The following is a 23,317-nucleotide window of genomic DNA, read 5'->3' as shown; positions in this document are numbered from 1 at the left end:
CGGGCGATAGGCGTGTTCGCAGTGGCCGACTAGCATCGTGCTTCCGCTGCGTTCAGGACTGCCCAGATGAAACGTCTCGCCCGTGTGTTGCTCGGCCTGTTGCTGGTATTCGGGCTGACTCTCGCCGCTTTCGTCGCCCTCAACTGGGCGCCGGACCGTCCTCTGGACGAGCTCAAGGCCCGCTGGGCGCCACCGCCGTCACAGTTCGTAGACATCGATGGGATGTCGGTGCACCTTCGTGATCAGGGGCGACGCGATGACCCCGAGCCTATCCTGCTGCTGCACGGCACGTCGGCCAGCCTGCACACCTGGGAAGGCTGGGTGAAGGAACTGGCCCCACGGCGTCGGGTGATCAGCGTGGATCTGCCCGGCTTCGGCCTCACCGGGCCATTCGTCGATGGCGATTACCACGTCGAGCACTACACGGCGTTTCTCCTCGCCCTGCTCGATCATCTACGGGTGAAGCGTGTCGTGCTGGTCGGCAACAGTTTCGGTGGCCAGTTGGCCTGGCGCTTTGCCCTGGCCCATCCCGAACGTAGTGCACGTCTGGTGCTGGTGGACGCGGCCGGCTATCCGCGCAACGCCGAGTCTGTACCGATAGGCTTTCGCCTGGCAGGCATCCCGGCCTTGGCGCCGCTGATGAGCCGCTTGTTGCCGCGGAGCATGATCGAGTCGAGCGTGCGCAACGTTTATGGCGATCCGGACAAAGTCGACGATGAACTGGTCGAACGCTACTACCAACTGACGTTGCGCGAGGGGAACCGCCAGGCCTTGCGCCAGCGCTTCGCTCAGGCCCCCAGCGGCGAGCTGCACGAGCGTATCGGCGAACTGCAATTGCCTACGCTGATCATCTGGGGCGCGCGTGACCGGCTGATTCCTCCGGACAATGCCGAGCGCTTCGCCGCCGACATCGAGGGCAGCCAGCTGGTGCTGTTCGATGACCTTGGCCATGTGCCCCAAGAAGAGGACGCACAGCGCACCGTTGCAGTGCTGGTTGCCTTTCTGCTGCGCTGAGGCTCTAGCACGGTACTTTCCAAGTGCTTGATTTTGTTCGACGAAAGGCTTGCCGCTAATGGCTGGCGCGTTTCCTGCTTTGGCTCGGCGGGGCGGTTGGCTTTGGCGAATCTTCGTCTAGGCTGACGGGATAACGAACAAAAACAGCAGGAAACTGCATGCGCAAGGGCATTAGAGCTTTCGTCCGGGTCGTGGACGCATTCAACCTGAGGGTCGGGCGCTTCGCCATGTACCTGATCTTCGCCATGCTGGCGGTGCTCCTGTACTCCTCCATCAGCAAGACTTTCTTCACGCCATCGATCTGGACCCTGGAAAGCGCCCAGTTCCTGATGGTCGCCTACTTTCTGCTCGGCGGCGCCTACTCCATGCAGCTTGACGCCCATGTGCGCATGGACCTGGCCTACAGCAACTGGTCGCCACGCACCCGAGCGGTGGTCGATGCGATCACCGTGTTCATGCTGATCTTCTACCTGGTGATGCTGCTGATCGGTGGCATTTCCTCCACCGAGTACGCCATTGAATACAAGGAGACCAGCTACTCGGCGTGGTCGCCCTACATGGCTCCCATCAAGATCGTCATGTGTTTGGGCATCGTCATGATGCTGCTGCAGGCGATCGCCACCTTCTTCAAGGATCTGTACGCGGCCCGTGGGGAGACGCTTTGATGAGCTACGAGCTGATCGCAATGCTGATGTTCTCCTCGATGATGCTGTTGCTGCTGACCGGTAAGCGAGTCTTCGGCGCCATCGGCTTCGTCGCTGCGGCTGCTGCATTGCTGTTGTGGGGTGATGGCGGCTCGGAGATGGCCTTCAGTGCAGCCATGAAACTGATGAAGTGGTACCCGCTGCTAACCCTGCCGATGTTCGTGTTCATGGGTTACATGCTCTCCGAGTCGGGCATCGCCGAAGACCTCTACAAGATGTTCCATGTGTGGATGGGCCCGCTGCCGGGCGGCCTGGCCATCGGCACCATCTTCCTTATGGTGGCGATCTCGGCGATGAACGGCCTGAGCGTGGCCGGCATGGCCATTGGCGCCAGCATCGCCTTGCCCGAGCTGCTCAGGCGTGGCTATGACAAGATCATGATCACCGGGGTGATCCAGGCGGGCAGTTCGCTGGGGATTCTGATTCCGCCCAGCGTGGTGCTGGTGCTCTACGGCATGATCGCGCGTCAGCCGGTGGGGCAGTTGTGGCTGGCCGGGGCGATTCCCGGACTGATGATGGCCGGCATGTTCATGCTCTACATCGCCATTCGCTGCCGCTTGCAGCCGCAGCTCGGCCCAGCGCTGTCACAGGCCGAGCGCGAGCAGATCAGCATGCAGGAGAAGCTGCGCCTGCTCAGTGCCGGGCTGGTACCGGTGTTCATTTTCCTGTCGATGACCGGGCTGTTCCTGATGGGCTACACCAGCCTGGTGGAAAGCTCGGCGGTCGGTGCAGCGGCAGCGACCTTGGCAGCGCTGTTCAAGGGGCGGCTGAGTGGCAAGGTGATGGAGGAAACGCTGCGCAAGACCCTGGCCATCAGTTGCATGTTCATGTGGATCATTCTCGCCGCGTTGTGCTTCGGCGCGGTGTTCGATGGCCTTGGTGCGGTCAGGGCCATCGAAGGTTTCTTCGTCGACAGCCTGCACCTGGGGCCATGGCAGATTCTCATCCTGATGCAGATCTCCTTCATCGTGATGGGCATGTTCCTCGACGACACCGCCATGCTGGTGATCGTCGCGCCGCTCTACATCCCGCTGGTCGGTGCCCTGGGCTTCGATCTGATCTGGTACGGCGTGCTCTACACCATCACCTGCCAGATCGCCTACATGACCCCGCCATTCGGCTACAACCTGTTCCTCATGCGAGCCATGGCTCCGCCTGAAGTGTCCCTGCGCGACATCTACGTCTCGGTCATACCCTTCGTCTTCATCATGGTCCTGGCGCTGACTCTGGTCATGGTCTTCCCGCAGCTGGCGCTGTGGTTGCCGCAACTGCATTACGGCGGCTGATCAACGGAAACCGGCGCGTGCGCGCCAGCAGTCGAGTCGGTTCGCCCGGCCACTGGTAAGGCCGTCAGCTCTGGCGGCATTGAGCGGTTGTATTGCATCTGCATCGACACTATGGAGAGACCAGCATGAGTACGAGACGCGATTTCCTCAAGACCGCCGCGGTCACCACCGGAGCCGTAGGCACCGCTGCCCTCGGTTCGTCGCACATCTATGCCGCCGAGCCGAAGAAAATCACCTGGCGATTGCAAACCTATGCTGGTGCGGCGCTGGCCGAGCATGTGATCAAACCTTCGATTGACGCCTTCAACAAAGCTGCCAATGGCCAGATGGAGATCCAGTTATATTTTGCCGACCAGCTTGTGCCGACCGGCGAGCTATTTCGCGCCATGCAGCGCGGCACCATCGATGCGGTGCAGAGTGATGACGACTCGATTGCCGCGCCTGTGGACGTCTCGGTGTTCGGTGGTTACTTCCCCTTCGCCACCCGCTACAGCCTCGACGTGCCGGTGTTGTTCGAGCAGTACGGGCTCAACGAGATCTGGGCCGAGGCCTATGGTGAGGTCAAGGGCGTCACCTGGCTCGGTGCCGGCGCCTGGGACCCTTGCCACTTCGCCACCGTGCAGCCGGTTCGGAAACTCGATGATCTCAAGGGCAAGCGCATCTTCACCTTCCCTACCGCCGGCAAATTCCTTTCGCGCTTCGGCGTGATTCCGGTAACCCTGCCTTGGGAGGACGTCGAGGTGGCGATGCAGACCGGCGAGCTGGACGGCATCGCCTGGTCCGGCATCACCGAGGACTACACCGTCGGCTGGGCCAATGTCACCAAGTACTTCCTGACCAACAACATCTCCGGCGCCTGGTGCGGCTCCTACTTCGCCAACTCGGACAAATGGGCCGAGGTGCCGGAGCATCTCAAGACCCTGTTCAAGCTGTGCATGGACAGCTCCAACTACTACCGCCAGCACTGGTACTGGGGTGGTGAGGCGCAACTGCGGGTCGAGGGTGGCAAGCTGGAGCTGACCTCAATACCCGCCGAAGAATGGGCCACGGTTGAAGCCGAGGCGCAGAAATTCTGGGACGAAATCGCCAAGACCAGCCCGCGCTGCGCCAAGGTGGTGGACATCTTCAAGAAGTACAACGCATTGATGGCCAAGGCTGGAGCACCTTATCGCGGTTGAGGTCTCCCTCACGACTGCCCGCCCAACGCTCAGCAATGGGGCGGGCAGCGCTGGAGATTCTCTCGGGCCAGGTCTGTGAATGCCTTGAGCGAGGCAGACGGATTGCTCCGATTGGGGTAGTACAGGCACAGGTCATCTCTGGGTGGCGTCCAGTTCTGTAGCACTCGCAGCAGGTTTCCAGCATCGATCTCCGCTTGAACCTCCTGTTCCAGAAATAGCCCGAGCGCCACGTTCGCCTGCACGATGGCCTTGGCTACGCTCGGCTCATCCACTGTGAACTGACCCTCGACATCAACCCTGAGCACTTCGCCCGCATGTTCGAAGTACCAGGGATAGATGGCGCCGTTGGGCAGCCGGATGCGTAGGCATTCATGCTGTTTCAGATCGGCAGGTGTTTGCGGCATGCCGTGTTCGGCGAAGTACTTGGCTGTGCCCACCACGGCATAACGCTGTGTCTGGCCGAGTGAGATGGCGATCATGTCACCTGGTATCAGGCTGGATGCGCGCACGCCCAGATCGAAGCCTTCCGCGACGATGTCCATCAGTCGTTCCTCCGTCACCAGATCGATCTGGACGCGCGGGTAACGGTCGGCAAACTCCAGGACCAGCGGCATGAGTGCTGTGCGTGCCGCGCTGGCAAATGCGTTGATTCTGATCACGCCAGCAGGTTCGGCGTTGTGCGAGCGAACCGTCTCCAGTGCGCCGCGTAGAGCCTGCAGCGTAGGCCCCACTTGCTCCAGATAACGTCGACCTGACTCTGTCAGCGACACGCTGCGTGTGGTGCGATTGAACAGACGCGTCTGCAGCGTCATCTCCAGCTTGGCGATAGTGCTGCTCAGCGCGGTAGTGGAAACATTCAGGTCGATAGCTGCCCGCCGAACCGAGGCACGGCGGGCCACGGCCAGGACGGCCTCCAGCTCATGAAGGGTAAGGCGTGAATCGGACATCGAATAGTCCTGCTATGCGGGATAGGCCATCAGCATTTGTCCCAATTGAGCAGATTGTCTCGCGAGAGGCAAGATCGCAGCTCTGCAAGACCGAAAACTGTGAGAGGACCTAGCGTATGAACCTGCAATTGCCGAGTGTCGTTCAAGCCTACTTCGAGATCAGCAACGGCGATGACATCTCACGTATGACGGCGTGTTTCCATGCGGACGCCAGCGTGATCGATGAAAACCGCTGCCATAAGGGGATCGAGGCCATCGAGTCCTGGCAGCAGGCTGCGCGGAAGGCATTCACTTACCGGGTGGAGCCCATCGAGTCGTTTACCAAGGAGGATCAACTCAGCGTCACGGCAATGGTGAGTGGTGACTTTCCCGGTAGTCCGATACCACTCAAGCATGTATTTCGTTTGCGTGACGGGCGGATCAGCTCACTGGAGATTGCGCCATGATGAACCTTGAGTTTGCTGGCAAGCGTGTCCTGGTGACCGGTGGGACCAAAGGTGTGGGACTCGCAGTGGTTCGTCTTTTCCAGGCGGAGGGCGCGCAGGTACTGACCGCTGCGCGACAGGCCGACAGCGCCGTACCGCCAGATCTGTTCGTTCAGGCGGATCTTTGTACCCCAGACGGTTGCGCGGCGCTGGTGGCGGCGGCCGAGCAGCGCCTGGGTGGCGTCGACATTCTGGTGCACGTCCTGGGTGGCTCGTCCGCTCCTGGCGGAGGGTTTGCCGCGCTGGATGACGAGCAGTGGCAGCGCGAGCTCGACCTGAACCTGTTCCCTGCGGTTCGCCTCGACCGTGCACTGCTTCCGGGCATGCTGCAGCGTGCAGCGGGCGTGATCATCCATGTGACGTCCATTCAAAGCCGCTTGCCGCTGCCCGAGGCGACCACTGCGTACGCTGCAGCCAAAGCGGCGCTTTCGATTTACAGCAAGAGCCTGTCGAAAGAGGTTTCGCCCAAAGGCGTGCGCGTCGTGAGGGTCGCCCCTGGCTGGATCGAAACCGAGGCATCGGTCGCCTTGGCCAAGCGATTGGCAGAGGAGGCGGGCACCGATTATGACGGAGGCAAGCGCATCATCATGGATGCGCTGGGAGGTATTCCGCTCGGTCGCCCTTCGACGCCGTCAGAAGTCGCTGAGCTGATAGCGTTTCTGGCGTCACCTCGGGCGGCCTCCATCACCGGTAGTGAATTCCTGATCGACGGCGGTACGGTGCCGACAGCTTAGTGCGTCGCAGTGGATAGCCTTCGGTTGTCCACCGCCTTGATCGTCATCGCCTATTTTTCTGCCCCGCTCCCTGCCATCCCGGCAATCCTGTACCACACTCTATGAGCCTGAAACGGACGCTGTCACAAGCGTCGCGCTGCGTTCGTGCGTCGTCGGCCTTGCCTGGCCGGTCATGAATGCCCAGCTCTTCGCTTAACCCGCCCGCGATAACAACAAGACACAGGGGGTAGCATGTTCAAACCACGGGATGTAAAGACCCTGGGCGATGCCCGGCGCATCGTCGAGGAGCGTGGCCTGAGCCACGTCAAGGTTGGCCTGTTCGATAACGATGGGGTGATGCGCGGCAAATACATGAGCCGCAGCAAGTTCTTCTCCGCTCTCGAGCACGGCTTTGCCTTCTGCGATGTGGTGCTCGGCTGGGACGTCAAGGATCAGCTCTACGACAATGCCCAGTACACCGGCTGGCACAGTGGCTACCCGGACGCGCCGGTGCGCATCCTGCCGCACACCTGCCGCGAGATTCCCTTCGAGAACGGCATGCTGCTGTTTCTCGCCGAGTTCGACCAGCAAGCCGAGGCGGTGTGCCCGCGCGGCACGCTGCGTCGGGTCATCCAGCGCTGCCAGGACATGGGCTTCGAGCCCTTCGCTGCGCTGGAATACGAGTTCTTCATGTTCGATGAAACCCCGGAGTCGGCGCGGGCCAAAGGCTTTCGCGATCTCAAACCGTTCACCCCGGACTGGTTCGGCTACTCGATGATCCGTAACTCGGTGCATGCCGAGCTCTATCACCAGATTCTCGAAATGGGTGAGGCGATGGATTTCCCCATCGAAGGACTGCACACCGAAACCGGCCCGGGCGTGCTCGAGGCAGCCATCGCCTACGACCATGCCGAAGCCGCAGCGGACAAGGGCGCGCTGTTCAAGACCTTCATGAAGGTACTGGCCCAGCGCAACGGGCTGATGGCCACCTTCATGGCCAAGTGGTCGGGCAAGTACCCAGGGCAGAGCGGCCACATCCATGTGTCGTTGCGTGACCGCAAGACGGACAAGTCGGCGTTCTACGACCCCAGCCAGGCGCACAACATGAGCAAGCTGCAGCGGCATTTTCTCGCCGGGCAGCAGCGTTTGATGCCGGAATTTCTGTGCATGGTGGCGCCGACCCTGAACAGCTATCGCCGTCTTATTCCTGGATTCTGGGCGCCCACCGACGCCACCTGGGGTGTGGAGAACCGCACCGCAGCACTGCGAGTGATCCCCGGTAGCGACAAGTCGCAGCGCCAGGAATACCGCCTTGGCGCTGCCGACGGCAATCCGTTCCTGGCGTTGTCGGTGGCCATCGGCTCGGGCCTTTACGGCGTCATGCAGGAGTGGGAACCAACCGATCCTGTCAGCGGCAATGCCTATGCGGTCAAGCACCCCGAGGAGCTGGCGCTGCCGCGCACCCTGTGGGACGCCGCGCAACGCCTGAAGGGATCGCAGGCCGCCCGTGAGATGTTCGGCGATGCCTTCGTCGAGCATTTCGCCGCCAGCCGTGAATGGGAAGAGCGCGAGTACCGTCGCCATGTCAGCGATTGGGAGCTGGATCGCTACTTCGAAATCATCTGATTCCACCGTCCGCAGCCCGGATGCAATCCGGGCCGGTTTGGTCGAGTGTCCCGGATTGCATCCGGGCTACGCGGGCAAGATTTCTGGAGCACCTTATGAGCAAGCTGCAATGCATTTCCCCCATCGACGGCTCGGTCTACGTCGAGCGTCATCTGGCGTCCAATCCTGAAGTGCTGGTGGCGTTGGCCAAGGCCGAGCTGGCGCAGCAGGCCTGGAAGCAGACGCCACTGCGCGAGCGTATCGCCATCGGTCGGCGTGCCATCGAAGCCTTCGCTGCCCGTGAGGCACAGTTGGCCAAAGAGCTGTGCTGGATGATGGGCCGGCCGATCCGTTACGCCGCTGGCGAGATCCGTGGTTTCGTCGAGCGTGCCAGCCATATGGCGGATATCGCCGAGGGCTCGCTGGCCGATATACGCCTGCCGGAAAAAGCCGGCTTCACCCGCTTCATTCGCCGTGAGCCATTGGGCCTGGCGTTGATCATCGCGCCCTGGAACTACCCCTACCTGACCGCCGTCAACGCGGTGATGCCGGCCCTGTTGGCGGGCAATGTGGTGTTGCTCAAGCACTCGGCGCAGACGCCGCTGTGCGCCGAACGCATGGTCGAGGCCTTCGCCGAAGCGGGTCTGCCCGAAGGCGTATTCCAGTACCTGCACCTGAGCCATGGCGAGACCGAAGCCTTGATTCGCTCACCAAGTATCGACCACGTTGCCTTCACCGGTTCGGTGCCCGGCGGAGCCATGGTCGAGCGCGCTGCTGCTGGGCGTTTCATTAGTGTCGGGCTGGAGCTGGGGGGTAAGGACCCGGCCTACGTCCGCGCCGACGCCGATCTGCAGCACGCGGTGGAAACTGCCATCGACGGCGCCTTTTTCAACTCCGGACAATCGTGCTGCGGTATCGAGCGCATCTACGTGCACGAGTCATTGTTCGATGAGTTCGTCGAGCGCGCGGTGGCGCTGGTGCGCCAGTACAAGCTGGGGCGTTCGGATGATCCAGAGACTACCCTGGGGCCGCTGGTGCGCAGCGACGCCGCCGACTTCGTCCGCGCTCAGATCGCCGAGGCGGTCGAGCAGGGTGCCAAGGCACATATCGACCCAGCCGAGTTTCCCCAGGATGCGCCAGGTACGCCTTATCTGGCGCCGCAGGTGCTGACCAACGTCAACCATGAAATGCGCGTGATGACCGAGGAATCCTTCGGTCCGGTGGTGGGCATTCAGAAGGTCGCCAGCGACGAGGAAGCGCTGGCGCTGATGAACGACAGCGAGTTCGGCCTGACCGCTGCCATCTTCAGTCGCGACGTCGATGCCGCCATGGCCCTGGCTGATCGGGTCGAGGCCGGCACGGTGTTTCTCAACCGCTGCGACTACCTCGACCCCGGCCTGGCCTGGACCGGGGTTAAGCACTCGGGGCGCGGCTGCAGCCTGTCGCGGGTCGGCTATGAACAACTAACCCGACCAAAATCCTTCCACTTCAAGACTCAGCTGTGAGGCGCGCGCCATGGACCTGAATCAGTACCGCATGAACTGGAACTACCCGACCTCGATGCGCGTAGGTGTTGGCCGCATTGCTGAGCTGGCCGAGGCCTGCCGCCTGCTCGGCATGCGCGCGCCGCTGCTGTGCACCGACCCAGGCTTGGCGGCGTTGCCGATGATCGACGCGGCACTGCGCCAATGTCGTGATGCCGGGCTGAAGGCCGGGCTGTTCTCGGCGATCAAGGGCAACCCCACTGGCAGCAACGTGATGGACGGTGTCGCCGCATTCAAGGCCGGCGGACACGACGGCGTGATCGCCTTCGGCGGCGGCTCGGCGCTGGATGCCGGCAAGGCCATTGCCCTGATGGTCGGTCAGGATCGGCCGCTGTGGGATTTCGAGGACGTCGGCGACAACGCCAGCCGGGTCAAGGTATCCGGCATGGCGCCGGTGGTGGCGGTGCCGACCACTGCCGGCACCGGCTCGGAAGTCGGCCGCGCGTCGGTGATCACCGACGACGCCGCGCATATCAAACGCATCATCTTCCACGCGCGGATGCTGCCTGCTCTGGTGATTCTCGACCCCGAGCTGACCGTCGGCCTGCCTGCGAAAATCACCGCCGCCACTGGCATGGATGCGCTGTCGCACAGCCTGGAGGCGTTCTGCTCGCCACTGTTCCACCCCATGGCCGAGGGCATCGCCCTGGAGGGCATGCGCCTGGTGCAGCAGTATCTGCCGCGTGCTGTGGCGCAGGGCGGTGATGTCGAGGCGCGGCTGCAGATGCTGGTGGCCTCGAGCATGGGCGCCACCGCCTTCCAGCGTGGTCTTGGCGCGATGCATGCGCTGGCCCATCCGCTGGGTGCGCTGTACGACGCTCACCATGGCCTGCTCAACGCGGTTTTGATGCCTTACGTGTTGGTTGCGAACCGCGCCGTGATCGAGCCGCAGATGGAGAAGATGGCGCGCTACCTAGCGCTGCCGGGCGGCGGTTTCGATGCGGTGCTGGAGTGGGTGCTGACGCTGCGCAGTGAAGTGGGTATCGCCCACAGCCTGAGCGATATCGGCATCGACGATGCGCGTATCGAGCAGGTCGGGCGTATGGCCGAAGTGGACCCTTCGGCAGGCACCAACCCCATCGCCTACACGGCTGCGCAATACAGCGCATTGTTCGAGAAAGCGTTGCGCGGGACTTTGTAGCCCGGATGTAATCCGGGGGTGGCCGGACTTGCCGCGGATTTCATCCGGGCTACGGGCTGAGCAGCGAGTGCGTCAGCGGTCAAGAACCTGGCTGAAACGCAGCAGGTAACCGTCCGGGTCCTGGACCATCAGCTGGCGCACTCTGATCCAGCTGTCGCCAGTGCGGTACTCCACCGTCTCCGCCGGTAGGCGAAGCGGTACGTCATTGGCGAGCAGTGCCTGATGCAGCGGCTGCAAATCGACCACGTCGATTTGCAGATTGATGCCCCGCCCCAGCGGATGATCGAGTGGCAGAACTGTCCAGGGATCGCCTGCTTGCTGATGCGGCTCCATCTGCTCCAGCATCAACGCGGCTTCACCCAGAGCGATGGCTGCAAAACCATCTTCGGGGCGCAGGTACAGCAGCCTGAAACCCAGCAGCTCTTGGTAGAACCATAGGCTGGCCCGCAGATCACTGACCTGCAGCTCTGGCGTCAGGACCGGCAGGCGCGTGTGGTTCACGCCTGGTCCTGCTCCGCCTGCAAGGCCTCCAGCGCCGGCGCGGCATAGATGCCGACTTCCACGGCCAGCTCCATCACTCGTGGCAAGTCGCTGGCGTACACCAGCACGGCCTGCAGTTCGTCATCCAGCGGCTCGCTGAAATCTACCAGCACGTAGCCGCCGGTTTCCGGCGACAGCGCCGAGAGCTGAACCTGGATACGGTTGAGTGCTTTCAGTGGCTCGGTCTTGGCCAACTGCTTGGCCTTGAGCACGAATTGCACCTGCGGGCCGAAGGATTCGGTGATGCGCTGGAACAGCTCCTCGTAGCTGTCGGCCTGGAACAGCACCGTTTCCGGCAGGCTGCCGACCACTACCCATTCGCCCAGCGGGATGGGGAATTCGTCGTCGTAGTTAACGTCCGGGTTGTCGGCGAGAAAGGCCGCCGGATCGGCATAGGCCTGCGTGGCCTCGTCAGCGATACGGGCGATCTCGTCCTCGGGCAAGCAGCCGGAGCTTATCTTGGCGATCAGTTCTTCCAGCTGGGCTTTCATCTCGCTATTCCTCGGTCATTCAGATGGGCGGCAAGCATAACCCAGAGCCTGTTGTTCGATGCACGGGAGAACAGGTTTGGCTTCTGGCGTAGGAGCGGCTTTAGCCGCGAGCGGCATGTGCGAGAGGCCAGAATCGCGGCTGAAGCCGCTCCTACAAAAGCGCTGCGCCTAGCCGTAGCGCTTTTTCGCTTCGATGGCCAGGCCGCTGCCAATGCTGCCGAAGGTATTGCCTTCGACGCTACGCGCATTGGGCAGCATCGCCGCCACGCTCTGGCGCAGCGCCGGTACGCCGCTGGAGCCGCCGGTGAAGAACAGTGTGTCGACCTGATCGGCCGCCACGCCGGCATCGGCGAGTAGTTGCGTGAGGCTGGCACGAATGCGTTCAAGCAGCGGCTCGATGGCGTTCTCGAACAGCGGGCGCGTCAGCTCGGCGACCAGGCCCGGCTCGACGCGTGACAGGTCGATGGGACGTGCGTCCTGTTCGCTCAGGGCGATCTTGCTCTCTTCCACCTGCATCGCCAGCCAGTGCCCGGCGCGCTGTTCGATCAGGCCGAACAGACGGTCGATACCGGTAGCGTCGACGATGTCGTAGCGCATGTTCTGCAGGGCCAACTGGGTCTTCTGCGCGTACAGCGCATTGATGGTGTGCCAGGTGGCCAGGTTGAGGTGGTAGCTGGTGGGCATGAAGGCGTCGCTCTTCATCCGACTGCCATAGCCGAACAACGGCATCACCCCGGCCAGGGACAACTGCTTGTCGAAGTCGGTACCGCCGATATGCACGCCGCCGGTGGCGAGGATGTCGCCTTGGCGTTCGGCCAGGTGGTGGCGTTCGGGCGCCAGGCGCACCAGGGAGAAGTCCGAGGTACCGCCGCCGATGTCGACGATCAGTACCAGCTCCTCGCGATCCAGGTTCGACTCGTAGTCGAAGGCCGCGGCGATGGGCTCGTACTGGAACGACACGTCCTTGAAACCGAGCTTGTGCGCCACGGCCACCAGGGTGTTCTGCGCTTCCTGGTCGGCGGCGGGGTCGTCATCGACGAAGAACACCGGGCGGCCCAGTACCACTTCTTCGAAGGGGCGCTCGGCTTGGGCTTCGGCGCGTTTTTTCAGCTCACCGATGAAAAAGCCGAGCAGGTCCTTGAAGGGCAGAGCGCTGCCCAGCACGGTGGTTTCGCTCTTCAGCAGCTTGGAGCCCAGCAGGCTCTTGAGCGAGCGCATCAGGCGGCCTTCGTAGCCTTCCAGGTATTCGTGCAGGGCCAGGCGACCGTAGACCGGGCGGCGTTCCTCTGTGTTGAAGAAGATCACCGAGGGTAGGGTGATCTTGCCGTCTTCCAGCGGTAGCAGGCTGTCCTGGCCAGGGCGCAGCCAGCCGACGGTGGAGTTGGAGGTGCCGAAGTCGATGCCGCAGGCGCGGGCGGGAGTGGAGAAAGACATGAAACGCAGGCCATGAAAAACGGCCGCGCATTCTATGTCAGTCGCGCGGCGACGGCGAGCCGTCAGGACGGCAGGTCAAGGCTCTCTTCGCGCTTGCGCTTCCACTGCGTCCATTCGAAGCCCAGCACCACCAGCAGTGACAGTGCGAACGGCAGCAGCAGATAGAACACGCGGAACACGATAAGCGCCGCCAGCACATCGGCAGCGGGAATCTCCGGCAGTGCGGCGAGGAAGGTCACTTCCAGTACACCCAGGCCGCCAGGTGCATGGGACAGCAGCGCCAGAGAGAAGGAAGCGAGGAACACGCCGAGCACCACCAGATAGCCGGGATGATTGTCGGCCGGCAGGGCGAAGTAGATGATCGCCGCGGCGCAGAGCAGTTCCAGTGGTCCGGCCAGCAACTGGCGGCTGACGATGGGCAGGCGTGGATATTCCACATGCAGCTTGCCCAGCGTCCAGGGTTTGAACTGGCGCCAGGAGCCCAGCACGTAAAGGCCGACCAGGCACAGCAGGACGCTGCCGATGACTACCGAGACCAGAGGCGTGACATTGGCGACGCGGTGGATCAGGTCGGGCTGAGCGATCAGCACGCAGCCGCTGGCGAGCAGGGTGCCGAGGGCGAAGGTAAAGGAGCAGAAAACGATAAGGATGCCGATTTCCTGCGGCGTCAGGCCCTTGCTGCGGTAGGCTCGGTAGCGCACCACTGCGCCTGAGAACACCGAGGCACCGATGTTGTGGGCCAGAGCATAGGTGGTGAAGGAGCACAGGGTGATGAAGCGCCAGGGAATCTTCTTGCCAAGGTGAGCGACAGCGATGCGGTCGTACCAGGCCAGTGCCCAGTAGGCACCGAGGGTGGCCGCTGCGGCAAGCAGCCAGTTCATGTGGGAGATCGCTTCGATGCTGCCCTTGATCTCATCGAGGGAGATATTGCGCAACTCGCGATACAGCAGAAAGCCAGACAGCACCACGGCACTGAGTCCGATCAGCGTCCAGATCAGGTCGCTGCGCTTCAGTTTTGGTTTGGCTTCTACGACAGACACCGCAATTCCTCGCTCGCTAGGCCCCGAGGTAGTGGGGCCGCATGCCTCTGTGGGAGGCAGCTGTTCATCGGCCATCCGGCCATTGTGCAACGGCCGGTGGCGGATCGTGCCCGCGCGGCGCGCTGCGCAGTATCAGGGAGGCGCAGCCTGTACTCAACTGCCAAGCACATTCGCACCCTCTTGTAGTTGTGTCAGCGGTTGTCCTGATACGTTCATATCCATGCCAGCGTCAGCGCCGCCAGCACCGCGTAGCGGCTCGCTTTGGCCAGGGTGACGATGGCCAGAAATACCCACAGGCGCTCGCGCATTACACCGGCAACCAGCGTCAGTGGGTCGCCAATCACGGGCATCCAGCTCAGCAGCAGCGACCAGCGTCCATAGCGCGCGTACCAGTCCTGTGCCTGCTGTAACCGAGCAGGGCTGACCGGGAACCAGCGGCGCTCGCGATAGTGTTCGATGGAGCGGCCCAGCAGCCAGTTGACCCAGGAGCCCAGCACATTGCCCAGAGTAGCCACCAGTAACAGGGCCCAAAGGGGATGTTGGCCGGCCAGCAGCAAGGCGACCAGCACCGCTTCGGACTGCAGCGGCAACAGCGTCGCCGCGCCGAAGGCGGAGAGAAACAGAGCCGGATAGGCGGAAAGCCCAAGCATGTTCAGCACGGCCGACCCGAAGGTCGGCGCTGATCAGGGCTGCGATTCCTGGCCGGTGTTGGCCATGATCTCTTCCAGGCTCAGGCCGGTCAGGCCGTGAATGGTCTTCCACAGGTAGTAGAAGATGGCCATCAGCATGATCATCGAGGGAATGGCGATCATCGGGTAGCTGAGCAGGGTCATGCGTCCCAGCTCGTCGTTGAACGCCTCGGTACCGGCCGGGCTGACCACTATCCACTTGGCCAGCACATAGTTCATGAACGAGGAGAAGAAGAAGGTGCCGCTGAGCCAGTAGGTGGCGCGCATCAGGCGCGTCTCGAAGTGCTCGACATGGCCGCCTTGCTCCAGACGGTCGTGGATCTTGTCGATATTGAGCACGGTCTTGTTGAACAGCAGAGTGCGGATCAGTGGGTAGCGGGTGCGGGTCGAAACCAGCACGGCGATGCCGATCAGGCCGGGGATCAGCGCTTCCTTGACCGCCAACCACTGAGTGTCGAGCTTAAGCAGGCCGATACCGCCGGTCAACGCGACGCTGATCAGGCCGAGCAGGGCGATGAAGTTGAATTTGCGGTATTTGATCAGCTCGAACGCGCCCCAGGCCAGCGGGAACGCCAGGGCCAGGATCAACGCGCCATCGGCGCCGAGACGGTGCTCGCCACTTAGCTTCATCAGGATGAACGAGGGAATCAGGATGCTGATGGCCAGATCGATCAGCGGGCGGGGCTTGTGCGTCGGGGTACGGCTGTCAGTAGTGGCGGTCATGGTAGCTGGAGTCTGCGTAGGAAGCCCGATGATCGCCTGCCCGGCGCGTCAGGGCTAGCCCGACCGTCGGTTTTGAATGTGAAAAAGTATGAGTCGACAGCTTGCCGACAGGCGTCGCAGTGCCGCATGGCGATGCTAAAGTGATGGCAGGGTCCGGGAGTTGAACATGCCAAGAATAATTCCTTCCATTTGCCTGTTGCTGACGGCTCTTTCCCTGACGTCCGCGCCTGCCTGGGCGCGTGACTGCATCGGTATGGTGCCGGCCGGCACGTCAGCGTTCTGGAGCGAACTGGAGGCCGGCGCGAGACGCACCGCTGGTGAGCTGCAATTGGAGCTCTATACGCGCGCCCCGGCCCAGGAGGGCAGCGTCGAGGTGCAGTTGCAGCTGATAGATCGCGTGCTTGCACAGGGCTGCAAGGCGCTGATCATCGCCCCGGCTGGCGATGCTGTCGATACTCGGGTCACGGCCTTGCGTGCCGAAGGCATCCCCACTGTCTATGTCGATCGCGACGTTGCGGGGGACGGCGCTTATGCGTTGGTGGCGACTGACAACTTCCTCGCCGGTCAGTTGGCCGGGCAACAACTGGCCGAGCGTCTCGGGCGGGGTGGCAGAGTTGGGATGTTGCGTTTGCGGTCAGGGCTGCAATCGACCAAGGAGCGTGAGCGCGGCTTTCTGCTGGCGGCGCAGGCGACTGGGTTGCAGGTGGTGTTCGATACCTACCTGGGGGATGACCGCCAGCGCATCGCCGAGGCCTTGAGCCAGCAGTTACCCAAGCTCGACGGCCTGTTCAGCCCCAATGGCACCAGCAGTCGGGCAACCCTCGCGGCGCTGCGCCAACTGGGCAAGGCCGGTACGTTGGACTTCGTCGGTTTCGACGGTGGCGACCTGCTGTTCGATGCCGTGCGTAAGGGAGAGATTCATGCCCTGTTGCTCCAGCAGCCGCAGGCCATGGGGGATCATGCGGTGCGCCTGGTGCACCGGGCCCTGAGTGGCGAGCGCGCCATTTCGCGCCTGCAACTGCTGCTTGAACCGCGTGTAGTGACCGCCAGGGATTTGGCTGAAATGACAGCCCCGCAATAGCCTTGGTGATGGGCCAGGTGCGGGTTTATGATCCTTGTTCTGGCCGTCCTGAATTCGCTGTAGGGCGCGCTCTAGACGGTGGCGTGTGATGAATCTGAAGTGCCCGGTAGCCGTTCTGTTGTTGTTTTGCGGCCTCTGCGCCCATGTGGCGGTTGCCGATTTGCGGCTGTATACCGAAGACTATCGACCCTTCAGCTATCTCGAGAATGGCAAGCCGAGTGGCATGGCTGTGGCCGTGGTCGAGGAGCTGATCCGCCGCACTGGCGAGACGGCGCATATCGAACTGGTGCCCTGGACACGCGGCTATCACCAGGTTCGCCATCAGGCCGACACGGCATTGTTCTCCACCGTACGTACGGCGCAGCGCGAAGCAGAGTTTCAGTGGGTCGGACCGATCGCGCGCGGCTATACGCGCTTCTACACGCACAAGGATGCTGGGCTTCGAGTCGCCAGCCTCGAAGACGTCCGGCGCCTCGGCACCCTGGCGATTCCCAAACAGTGGTACAGCTACGAACTGTTGCGCGAACAGAACCTAGATAACCTGTATGGCGTGTCGACGCCTCAGGACATGCTGCGCATGTTTCGCCATCGCCGGGTCAAGCTGCTGCTGGCCAACAACCTGACCCTCGACGGCATGCTTGCCGAGCAGGGCATGAATGCCGGGCAGCTGCAGGAGCAGTTCGACCTGATGCCCAACGACTCCTATATCGCCTTTTCCCTGAAGACGGATCCGGCGCTGGTGGCACGTTGGCAACAGGCGCTGCAGCAGATGCGCCACGACGGCAGCCTGGAGCGGATCTACCGCCACTGGTTCCCTGCGGCCGATGAGCGCACCCTAGACGACTTGCTGCGCAGCGAGTGAAGCGGCTGCACGGGGCGCCCCGGCTTGCTAGGGTTTGTACGAAAAGTCGTCGAGCGAAGGTCAGGCGATACCGATGGCGGCCCCACTAAAACGGGTGAGGAACGGTCGGAGTCGCGTTCGACTTTACGAGCTGTAAATGAGCATTCGACCGGGCTGGCGTTCCAGCCCGTTTTTAACGAAGCATCACCGAGCGCAGGCACTTTTCGTACAGAGCCTAGGCTGCAAGCGAGAGGGGCGATGATGGCCAAGTGTATTGATCGATGGCTATGTGTTCTGCTGCTGGCGCTGTGCGCTCCGGTTCAGGCACAGCTGCGTCTGCTCACCGAGGATGCGCCGCCGATGAGCTTCATGCGCGAGGGCGAACCGAGCGGTCTTGCCATCGAGGTGGTCAGGGCATTGCTGGCGCGCACCGGCGACACTGGACAGATCGAGCTGATGCCCTGGACGCGAGCGCTGTACCTAGCCCAGCAACAGGAAGATATCGCGCTGTTTTCCACTGTGCGTACGGCCGAGCGTGAGGACCGGTTCCAGTGGGTCGGCCCCATTGTGGTCGGCACTACCAGTTTCTACTCGCTCAAGTCCCGCAACCTCGTCATCGACACGTTGGAGCAAGCCGCTGCCAGCGGACCTCTGGCGTTGCCCAAGCAGTGGTACACCTTCGAAACCCTCAGCGCGAAGGGCTTCACCAACCTCTATGGCGTACCCAGCTCGAAGCAGATGATGACCATGCTCAAGCATGGCCGGGTCAATCTGATCGCCACTGAGGATTTGACCCTGGCTGGCGAGTTGGCCGCTGTCGACCTCAAACCACAGGACGTTACCGCGCACGTGCCGTTCATGCGCTCGGCCTACTACATTGCCTTTTCCCCGCAGACATCGGTGGTGCGCGTGGTGCGCTGGCAGCGCGCGTTACAGCAGATGCATGAGGACGGCAGCCTGGAGGCGATCCTGAAGCGCTGGTTGCCGCATGCGCCGATGCCGCCCATCGCTCCGTAGCGCCTCGCGCGGCGACTGGTTAACCTGAGCGCTGCAATCCACCGAGTCCGATCATGTCGCGTCGTCATCTCACCCTCGATCTGCGCAGTCGCGCCGGCTTGTTCGCTCACCTTGGCGCGATGGAGCGGGCGGGCGTGCCTATCGATCGAGCGCTGGTCAGTCTGGATCTCGGTGCGCGCCACGAGGCCGCCGTCAAGCGCCTGCGGCAGATGGTCGGCGGCGGACGCGACCTGGCGACTTCCGGCCAGTTGAGTGGCGTGTTCACGCCGTTGGAAAGTGGCCTGGTCCGAGCCGCGCAGGAGGCCGGGGCATTGGCGCATATCTACGAGCAATTGGCGCAGCGCTACGACGAACAGGCGCGTTATGCCGCAGAGTTGAAGTCACGTCTGCTGTTGCCGGCCGGGGTTTTGCTGCTGGCGCTGGCGGTCAAACCCTTGCCTGCTTTAGTTGGGGGAAGTCTGAGTGGCGCGGGCTACCTGGCGGCTGTGCTGATGCCGATCTTGTGGCTGTCGGCATTGCTGTTCGGCGTGCGGGCGTTGTGGCGGCGCTGGCAACAGCGGCGAACCGATCAACCGGGCCCGTTGGACGATCTGCTGCTGGCTCTGCCGGTGTTGGGCAGCCTGCAGCGCCGGGCGGATGTCCGTAATTTCTGCGACAGCCTCGGGCTGCTGCTGGAGGCCGGGATGCCCGTGCTCGACGCCCTGCCGCGCGCCTGCAGTGCAGTGAGCGGCGCGCGGCTGCGGCGGGATTTCGCCAATCTGGCACCACGGGTCGCGGCTGGGCAGTCGTTGGTGCGCGCTTTCGATGGGCTGAGCTTTCATGGCAAAGCCATGCTGATCGGCGTGCTCAATACCGGTGAAGCGACCGGTCGGCCCGGTGAGGCGCTGCTACGTTTTGCCCGCCTGCAGGCGCAACAGCTGGCTGCGAGCCAGCAGATGCTGGCGAGCTGGGCGCCACGGCTGTTCTATTTGGCGGTCGCCATGTGGATGGCATACGGCCTGCTGACCGGTGGTGGTTTCTTCCCGGCGCTGCCCGCGGAGCTGGCTGGCCGATAATTTGCTGGTTATCGACCACGGCGCTTCGTTTGAAAGCTGGCAGCAAGTGCCTTGCGCTAGCATTCGTCACGTCTACGCCATTACTAAAAAGAGAAAAAAGCGATTCAACCGACTTTGGAATACGCCCCATGCCCATCCTGCAACGTGCATCCCACCATGAGCTACGCAGCGCTTTTCGTGCCCTGCTGGCTTCCGACCGCTGCTATCACACGGCTTCGGTCTTCGATCCCATGTCCGCCCGCATCGCCGCTGATCTCGACTTCGAGGTCGGTATCCTTGGCGGCTCCGTCGCCTCCCTGCAGGTACTCGGTGCGCCGGACTTCGCCCTGATCACTTTGAGCGAGTTCGTCGAGCAGGCGGCGCGTATCGGCCGCGTCTCGCGCTTGCCGGTAATCGCCGATGCCGACCACGGCTACGGCAACGCGCTCAATGTGATGCGCACCGTGGTCGAGTTGGAACGCGCCGGTGTTGCCGCGCTGACCATCGAAGATACCCTGCTGCCGGCTCAGTTCGGCCGCAAGTCCACTGATCTGATTTCCATCGAGGAGGGCGTCGGCAAGATCCTCGCCGCGCTGGAAGCCCGCGTCGATCCGGATCTGGCGATCATCGCCCGCACCCATGCCGGCGTTCTGGAGGTGGACGAAGTGATCCGCCGCACACGCGCCTACGAGGCCGCCGGTGCCGACGGCATCTGCCTGGTTGGGGTCAAGGATTTCGCCCACCTGGAAAAGATCGCCGCAGGCCTCAAGGTGCCGCTGATGCTGGTCACCTACGGCAACCCCGAACTGCGCGACAACCAGCGTCTGGCACGCCTGGGCGTGCGTATCGTGGTCAACGGCCACGCTGCCTACTTCGCCGCGATCAAGGCCACCTACGATTGCCTGCGCGAGCAGCGCGGTGCGCAGCCGTGCGACCTCAATGCCACCGAGCTGACCCACAAGTACACCATGCCCGAGGACTACATCCTTTGGGCCAAGGAGTTCATGGAGGTCCGCGAGTAGCCTGTCGCGACCGGCTGCACTTGCACTTCGCATTCTCCGGGCGCATATCTGTTCGGAGAGTGCGAGGAGGTCGAACATGGCAGGTGGTTGGGCAAGCGACGACGCAGTGCAGGAACAGATCGACAGCAGCATCGAGGACGCCGTTGCGCGTGCTCGCAGCCAACTGCCGAAAGGCGAGAGCCTGCATCATTGCGAAGAGTGCGACGCGGTGATACCCGAGGCCCGTCGCCAGGCAATTGCTGGTGTGCGCTTGTGCGTGAACTGCCAGGCCGAGCACGACCGCGAAAGCGCCGCGTTCAGCGCCTATAACCGTCGTGGCAGCAAGGACAGTCAGTTGCGCTGAGCAAGCGGTACGGCACCTATTCGCCTCCTGCTGGTCTAGTGCTACTACGACCGTGACTCAGGAAGAGGTGCTTGCATGACGATTTTCGAAGCCTTACGCATCAGCCACGACATCCAGCGCGAACTGGCGCAGAAACTGATCGCTACCCAAGGCGACAGCGCCGAGCGCCACGCCTTGTTCTCTCAGCTCAAGCAGGAACTGGCTGTGCATTCGGTGGCCGAAGAACGCCATTTCTACATTCCCCTGATGCAGCAGGACGCAGGCGTCGACCTGTCGCGCCACGCGATTGCCGAGCATCACCAGATGGACGAAATGATCGAGGACCTGGAAGAAACCGACCCCAGCAGCCCCAACTGGCTGGCGCAAGCCAAGGCCCTTGCGGAAAAGGTCGAACATCACCTCAAGGAGGAAGAGCACACCTTCTTCCAGATGGCCGGCAAGCTGCTGCGCGACAAGGAGAAGCAGCAACTGGCTGGTGATTACCTGAACGCCTACGACGAGATGAAGCAGGCGTCCTGATAGACCCACGAAAGCCGGGCATGACGCCCGGCTTTTTCGTCAGAACAGGAAATACCGCTGTGCCATCGGTAGCACTTCGGCCGGCTCGCACCAGAGCAACTGGCCGTCAGCCTTGACCTGATAGTTCTGCGGATCGACCTCGATGTTCGGCAGGTAGCCGTTGTGGATCAGGTCGGTCTTCTGCACCTCGCGGCAGCCTTTGACCACGCCGATTTTCTTCTGCAGGCCGAGCTGTTCGGGCACGCCCGCTTCGAACGCCGCCTGACTGATGAAGGTGATGCTGGTGGCATGGCGGCTTCCGGCATAGCTGGCGAACATCGGTCGGTAGTGCACCGGTTGCGGCGTCGGGATCGAGGCGTTGGCATCGCCCATCAGGCTGGCGGCGATGGCGCCACCCTTGAGGATCAGCGTCGGTTTGACGCCGAAGAAAGCCGGGCGCCACAGCACCAGATCGGCCCACTTGCCCACTTCGATGGAGCCCACCTCGTGGCTGATACCGTGGGTGATCGCCGGGTTGATGGTGTACTTGGCGATGTAGCGCTTGGCGCGGAAGTTGTCGTTGCCGGGAGCGTCCTCGGGCAGCGGGCCGCGCTGCTGTTTCATCTTGTCGGCGGTCTGCCAGGTACGGGTGATCACCTCGCCGACGCGGCCCATGGCCTGGCTGTCGGAACTGATCATGGAGAACGCGCCGAGGTCGTGGAGGATGTCTTCGGCGGCGATGGTCTCACGGCGGATACGCGATTCTGCGAAGGCCACGTCCTCGGCGATGCTTGGGTCGAGGTGGTGGCAGACCATGAGCATGTCCAGATGCTCGTCGATGGTGTTGCGGGTGAACGGGCGCGTCGGGTTGGTCGAGGACGGCAGCACGTTGGGGAAGCCGCAGGCCTTGATGATGTCCGGCGCGTGGCCACCGCCGGCGCCTTCGGTGTGATAGGTGTGGATGGTGCGGCCCTTGAACGCGCCGAGGGTGGTTTCGACGAAGCCGGACTCGTTCAGGGTGTCGGTGTGGATCGCCACCTGCACGTCGTATTCGTCGGCCACACTCAGGCAGTTGTCGATGGCCGCCGGGGTGGTGCCCCAGTCCTCGTGCAGCTTTAGGCCGATGGCGCCGGCTTTCACCTGCTCGATCAGCGGCTCGGGCAGCGAGGCGTTGCCCTTGCCGGTAAAGCCCAGGTTCATCGGGAAGGCATCGGCGGCCTGGAGCATGCGCGCCATGTGCCAGGGACCGGAGGTACAGGTGGTGGCGTTGGTGCCGGTGGCCGGCCCGGTGCCGCCACCGATCATGGTTGTCACCCCGCTCATCAGCGCCTCTTCGATCTGCTGCGGGCAGATGAAGTGGATATGGGTGTCGATACCGCCGGCGGTGAGGATCATGCCTTCGCCGGCGATCACCTCGGTGCCGGCGCCGATGGCGATGGTCACGTCCGGCTGGATATCCGGGTTGCCGGCCTTGCCTATGGCGGCGATACGGCCGTCCTTTAGACCGACGTCGGCCTTGACGATGCCCCAGTGGTCGATGATCAGCGCGTTGGTGATCAGAGTGTCGACCACGTCGGCCGCGCACAGCTGGCCCTGGCCCATGCCGTCGCGGATCACCTTGCCGCCGCCGAATTTCACTTCTTCGCCGTAGGTGGTGAAGTCCTTCTCCACTTCGATCCACAGGTCGGTGTCGGCCAGGCGCACCCTGTCGCCGACGGTGGGGCCGAACATGTCGGCGTAGGCTTGTCTGCTGATTTTCATATTCGCTTCCCTTGTGGCGCGAAGGCTGGCGCGTGTTTGTCTGTCAGGGGATGAGGCGCTGCGGCTCTTCTGTAGGAGCGGGGGGGGGGGGGGGGGGCGGGGGGCGGGGGGGGGGGCGGGGGGCCAGGCGGCCCGCCACCGCCGGGCGCCCCGCCCCCCCCGCCGGCGGCCGCCCCCCCCGGGGCC

At 63.0% G+C, this 23,317-nt stretch carries 24 protein-coding genes; 16 read left to right on the top strand and 8 right to left on the bottom strand.

The features are described 5' to 3' along the window. Window positions 1-66 precede the first annotated feature (66 nt). From EGJ86_RS00410 to dctP, 4 genes are all read left to right on the top strand, one after another. Entirely contained in the window at window positions 67-1,014 is a 948-nt protein-coding gene (locus EGJ86_RS00410) for an alpha/beta fold hydrolase (protein WP_125833526.1), read from the top strand. A 158-nt stretch (window positions 1,015-1,172) separates the two neighbouring features. Further along, window positions 1,173-1,679, top strand: coding sequence for a TRAP transporter small permease subunit (locus EGJ86_RS00405; RefSeq protein WP_125833525.1), 507 nt, complete (start codon window positions 1,173-1,175; stop codon window positions 1,677-1,679). Then, a complete protein-coding gene (locus EGJ86_RS00400; protein ID WP_125833524.1) occupies window positions 1,679-3,004 on the top strand; it encodes a TRAP transporter large permease subunit in 1,326 nt (441 codons plus the stop codon). The genes EGJ86_RS00405 and EGJ86_RS00400 overlap by 1 nt, the downstream gene beginning before the upstream one ends. 125 nt (window positions 3,005-3,129) lie before the next feature. Beyond that, on the top strand, window positions 3,130-4,182 hold the full coding sequence (gene dctP, locus EGJ86_RS00395; protein ID WP_106732543.1) for a TRAP transporter substrate-binding protein DctP: 1,053 nt from the start codon (window positions 3,130-3,132) through the stop codon (window positions 4,180-4,182). A gap of 29 nt (window positions 4,183-4,211) precedes the next feature. Here the strand turns inward: dctP and EGJ86_RS00390 are convergent, their stop codons facing one another. Further along, window positions 4,212-5,129: a LysR substrate-binding domain-containing protein gene (locus tag EGJ86_RS00390; protein ID WP_125833523.1), complete on the bottom strand. Its 918-nt coding sequence runs from the start codon at window positions 5,127-5,129 to the stop codon at window positions 4,212-4,214. Between the two features lie 116 nt (window positions 5,130-5,245). Here EGJ86_RS00390 and EGJ86_RS00385 point away from each other — a divergent pair, with 116 nt between their 5' ends. From EGJ86_RS00385 to EGJ86_RS00365, 5 genes are all read left to right on the top strand, one after another. Then, window positions 5,246-5,575, top strand: a complete 330-nt coding sequence (locus EGJ86_RS00385) for a nuclear transport factor 2 family protein (RefSeq protein WP_125833522.1) — start codon at window positions 5,246-5,248, stop codon at window positions 5,573-5,575. Next, entirely contained in the window at window positions 5,572-6,348 is a 777-nt protein-coding gene (locus EGJ86_RS00380; RefSeq protein WP_125833521.1) for an SDR family oxidoreductase, read from the top strand. The genes EGJ86_RS00385 and EGJ86_RS00380 overlap by 4 nt, the downstream gene beginning before the upstream one ends. Window positions 6,349-6,579: 231 nt before the next feature. Continuing rightward, a complete protein-coding gene (locus EGJ86_RS00375; protein WP_125833520.1) occupies window positions 6,580-7,953 on the top strand; it encodes a glutamine synthetase family protein in 1,374 nt (457 codons plus the stop codon). A gap of 95 nt (window positions 7,954-8,048) precedes the next feature. Then, window positions 8,049-9,437 carry an aldehyde dehydrogenase family protein gene (locus EGJ86_RS00370; protein ID WP_125833519.1) on the top strand — a complete coding sequence of 463 codons (1,389 nt, stop codon included), beginning with the start codon at window positions 8,049-8,051 and terminating at the stop codon, window positions 9,435-9,437. Window positions 9,438-9,447: 10 nt separating this feature from the next. After that, a complete protein-coding gene (locus EGJ86_RS00365; RefSeq protein ID WP_125833518.1) occupies window positions 9,448-10,617 on the top strand; it encodes an iron-containing alcohol dehydrogenase in 1,170 nt (389 codons plus the stop codon). Window positions 10,618-10,689: 72 nt separating this feature from the next. Here the strand turns inward: EGJ86_RS00365 and EGJ86_RS00360 are convergent, their stop codons facing one another. The 6 genes from EGJ86_RS00360 to EGJ86_RS00335 all read right to left on the bottom strand — a co-directional run bounded on the left by EGJ86_RS00360 (window position 10,690) and on the right by EGJ86_RS00335 (window position 15,534). Next, the gene (locus tag EGJ86_RS00360) at window positions 10,690-11,118 is read right to left on the bottom strand and encodes a VOC family protein (protein WP_218565863.1); all 429 of its coding nucleotides are present in this window, start codon (window positions 11,116-11,118) and stop codon (window positions 10,690-10,692) included. Further along, window positions 11,115-11,648 carry a hypothetical protein gene (locus tag EGJ86_RS00355; RefSeq protein ID WP_125833517.1) on the bottom strand — a complete coding sequence of 178 codons (534 nt, stop codon included), beginning with the start codon at window positions 11,646-11,648 and terminating at the stop codon, window positions 11,115-11,117. Before EGJ86_RS00355 ends, EGJ86_RS00360 begins: the two co-directional genes overlap by 4 nt. A gap of 168 nt (window positions 11,649-11,816) precedes the next feature. Next, a complete protein-coding gene (locus tag EGJ86_RS00350) occupies window positions 11,817-13,082 on the bottom strand; it encodes an Hsp70 family protein (protein WP_125833516.1) in 1,266 nt (421 codons plus the stop codon). Between the two features lie 62 nt (window positions 13,083-13,144). Continuing rightward, window positions 13,145-14,122, bottom strand: coding sequence for a lysylphosphatidylglycerol synthase domain-containing protein (locus EGJ86_RS00345; RefSeq protein WP_106732550.1), 978 nt, complete (start codon window positions 14,120-14,122; stop codon window positions 13,145-13,147). 212 nt (window positions 14,123-14,334) lie between these two features. Continuing rightward, a complete protein-coding gene (locus EGJ86_RS00340) occupies window positions 14,335-14,772 on the bottom strand; it encodes a YqaA family protein (protein ID WP_106732551.1) in 438 nt (145 codons plus the stop codon). A gap of 33 nt (window positions 14,773-14,805) precedes the next feature. Next, complete coding sequence (locus EGJ86_RS00335) at window positions 14,806-15,534, bottom strand: VC0807 family protein (RefSeq protein WP_106732552.1); 729 nt, start codon at window positions 15,532-15,534, stop codon at window positions 14,806-14,808. Between the two features lie 166 nt (window positions 15,535-15,700). Here EGJ86_RS00335 and EGJ86_RS00330 point away from each other — a divergent pair, with 166 nt between their 5' ends. The 7 genes from EGJ86_RS00330 to EGJ86_RS00300 all read left to right on the top strand — a co-directional run bounded on the left by EGJ86_RS00330 (window position 15,701) and on the right by EGJ86_RS00300 (window position 21,391). Further along, on the top strand, window positions 15,701-16,615 hold the full coding sequence (locus EGJ86_RS00330; RefSeq protein WP_125833515.1) for a substrate-binding domain-containing protein: 915 nt from the start codon (window positions 15,701-15,703) through the stop codon (window positions 16,613-16,615). 88 nt (window positions 16,616-16,703) lie between these two features. Then, on the top strand, window positions 16,704-17,477 hold the full coding sequence (locus tag EGJ86_RS00325; protein ID WP_125833514.1) for an ABC transporter substrate-binding protein: 774 nt from the start codon (window positions 16,704-16,706) through the stop codon (window positions 17,475-17,477). A 237-nt stretch (window positions 17,478-17,714) separates the two neighbouring features. Continuing rightward, window positions 17,715-18,473 (top strand): ABC transporter substrate-binding protein, encoded by a 759-nt coding sequence (locus EGJ86_RS00320; RefSeq protein ID WP_125833513.1) that lies wholly within the window; start codon window positions 17,715-17,717, stop codon window positions 18,471-18,473. A gap of 53 nt (window positions 18,474-18,526) precedes the next feature. Then, the gene (locus tag EGJ86_RS00315; RefSeq protein ID WP_125833512.1) at window positions 18,527-19,528 is read left to right on the top strand and encodes a type II secretion system F family protein; all 1,002 of its coding nucleotides are present in this window, start codon (window positions 18,527-18,529) and stop codon (window positions 19,526-19,528) included. Between the two features lie 137 nt (window positions 19,529-19,665). After that, window positions 19,666-20,529, top strand: a complete 864-nt coding sequence (locus EGJ86_RS00310; RefSeq protein ID WP_125833677.1) for an oxaloacetate decarboxylase — start codon at window positions 19,666-19,668, stop codon at window positions 20,527-20,529. A 76-nt stretch (window positions 20,530-20,605) separates the two neighbouring features. Beyond that, window positions 20,606-20,872, top strand: coding sequence for a DksA/TraR family C4-type zinc finger protein (locus EGJ86_RS00305; RefSeq protein ID WP_099522658.1), 267 nt, complete (start codon window positions 20,606-20,608; stop codon window positions 20,870-20,872). Between the two features lie 75 nt (window positions 20,873-20,947). Further along, on the top strand, window positions 20,948-21,391 hold the full coding sequence (locus EGJ86_RS00300; protein ID WP_125833511.1) for a hemerythrin domain-containing protein: 444 nt from the start codon (window positions 20,948-20,950) through the stop codon (window positions 21,389-21,391). A gap of 39 nt (window positions 21,392-21,430) precedes the next feature. Here the strand turns inward: EGJ86_RS00300 and ureC are convergent, their stop codons facing one another. Beyond that, a complete protein-coding gene (gene ureC / locus EGJ86_RS00295) occupies window positions 21,431-23,131 on the bottom strand; it encodes an urease subunit alpha (protein WP_125833510.1) in 1,701 nt (566 codons plus the stop codon). Between the last annotated feature and the right edge of the window lie 186 nt (window positions 23,132-23,317).

The organism is Pseudomonas sp. o96-267 (assembly GCF_003935465.1).
GTDB classification, from domain to species: domain Bacteria; phylum Pseudomonadota; class Gammaproteobacteria; order Pseudomonadales; family Pseudomonadaceae; genus Aquipseudomonas; species Aquipseudomonas sediminis.
Note: the sequence above shows the minus strand (reverse complement) of the source record. Positions and strands in the feature narration are given on the sequence as shown.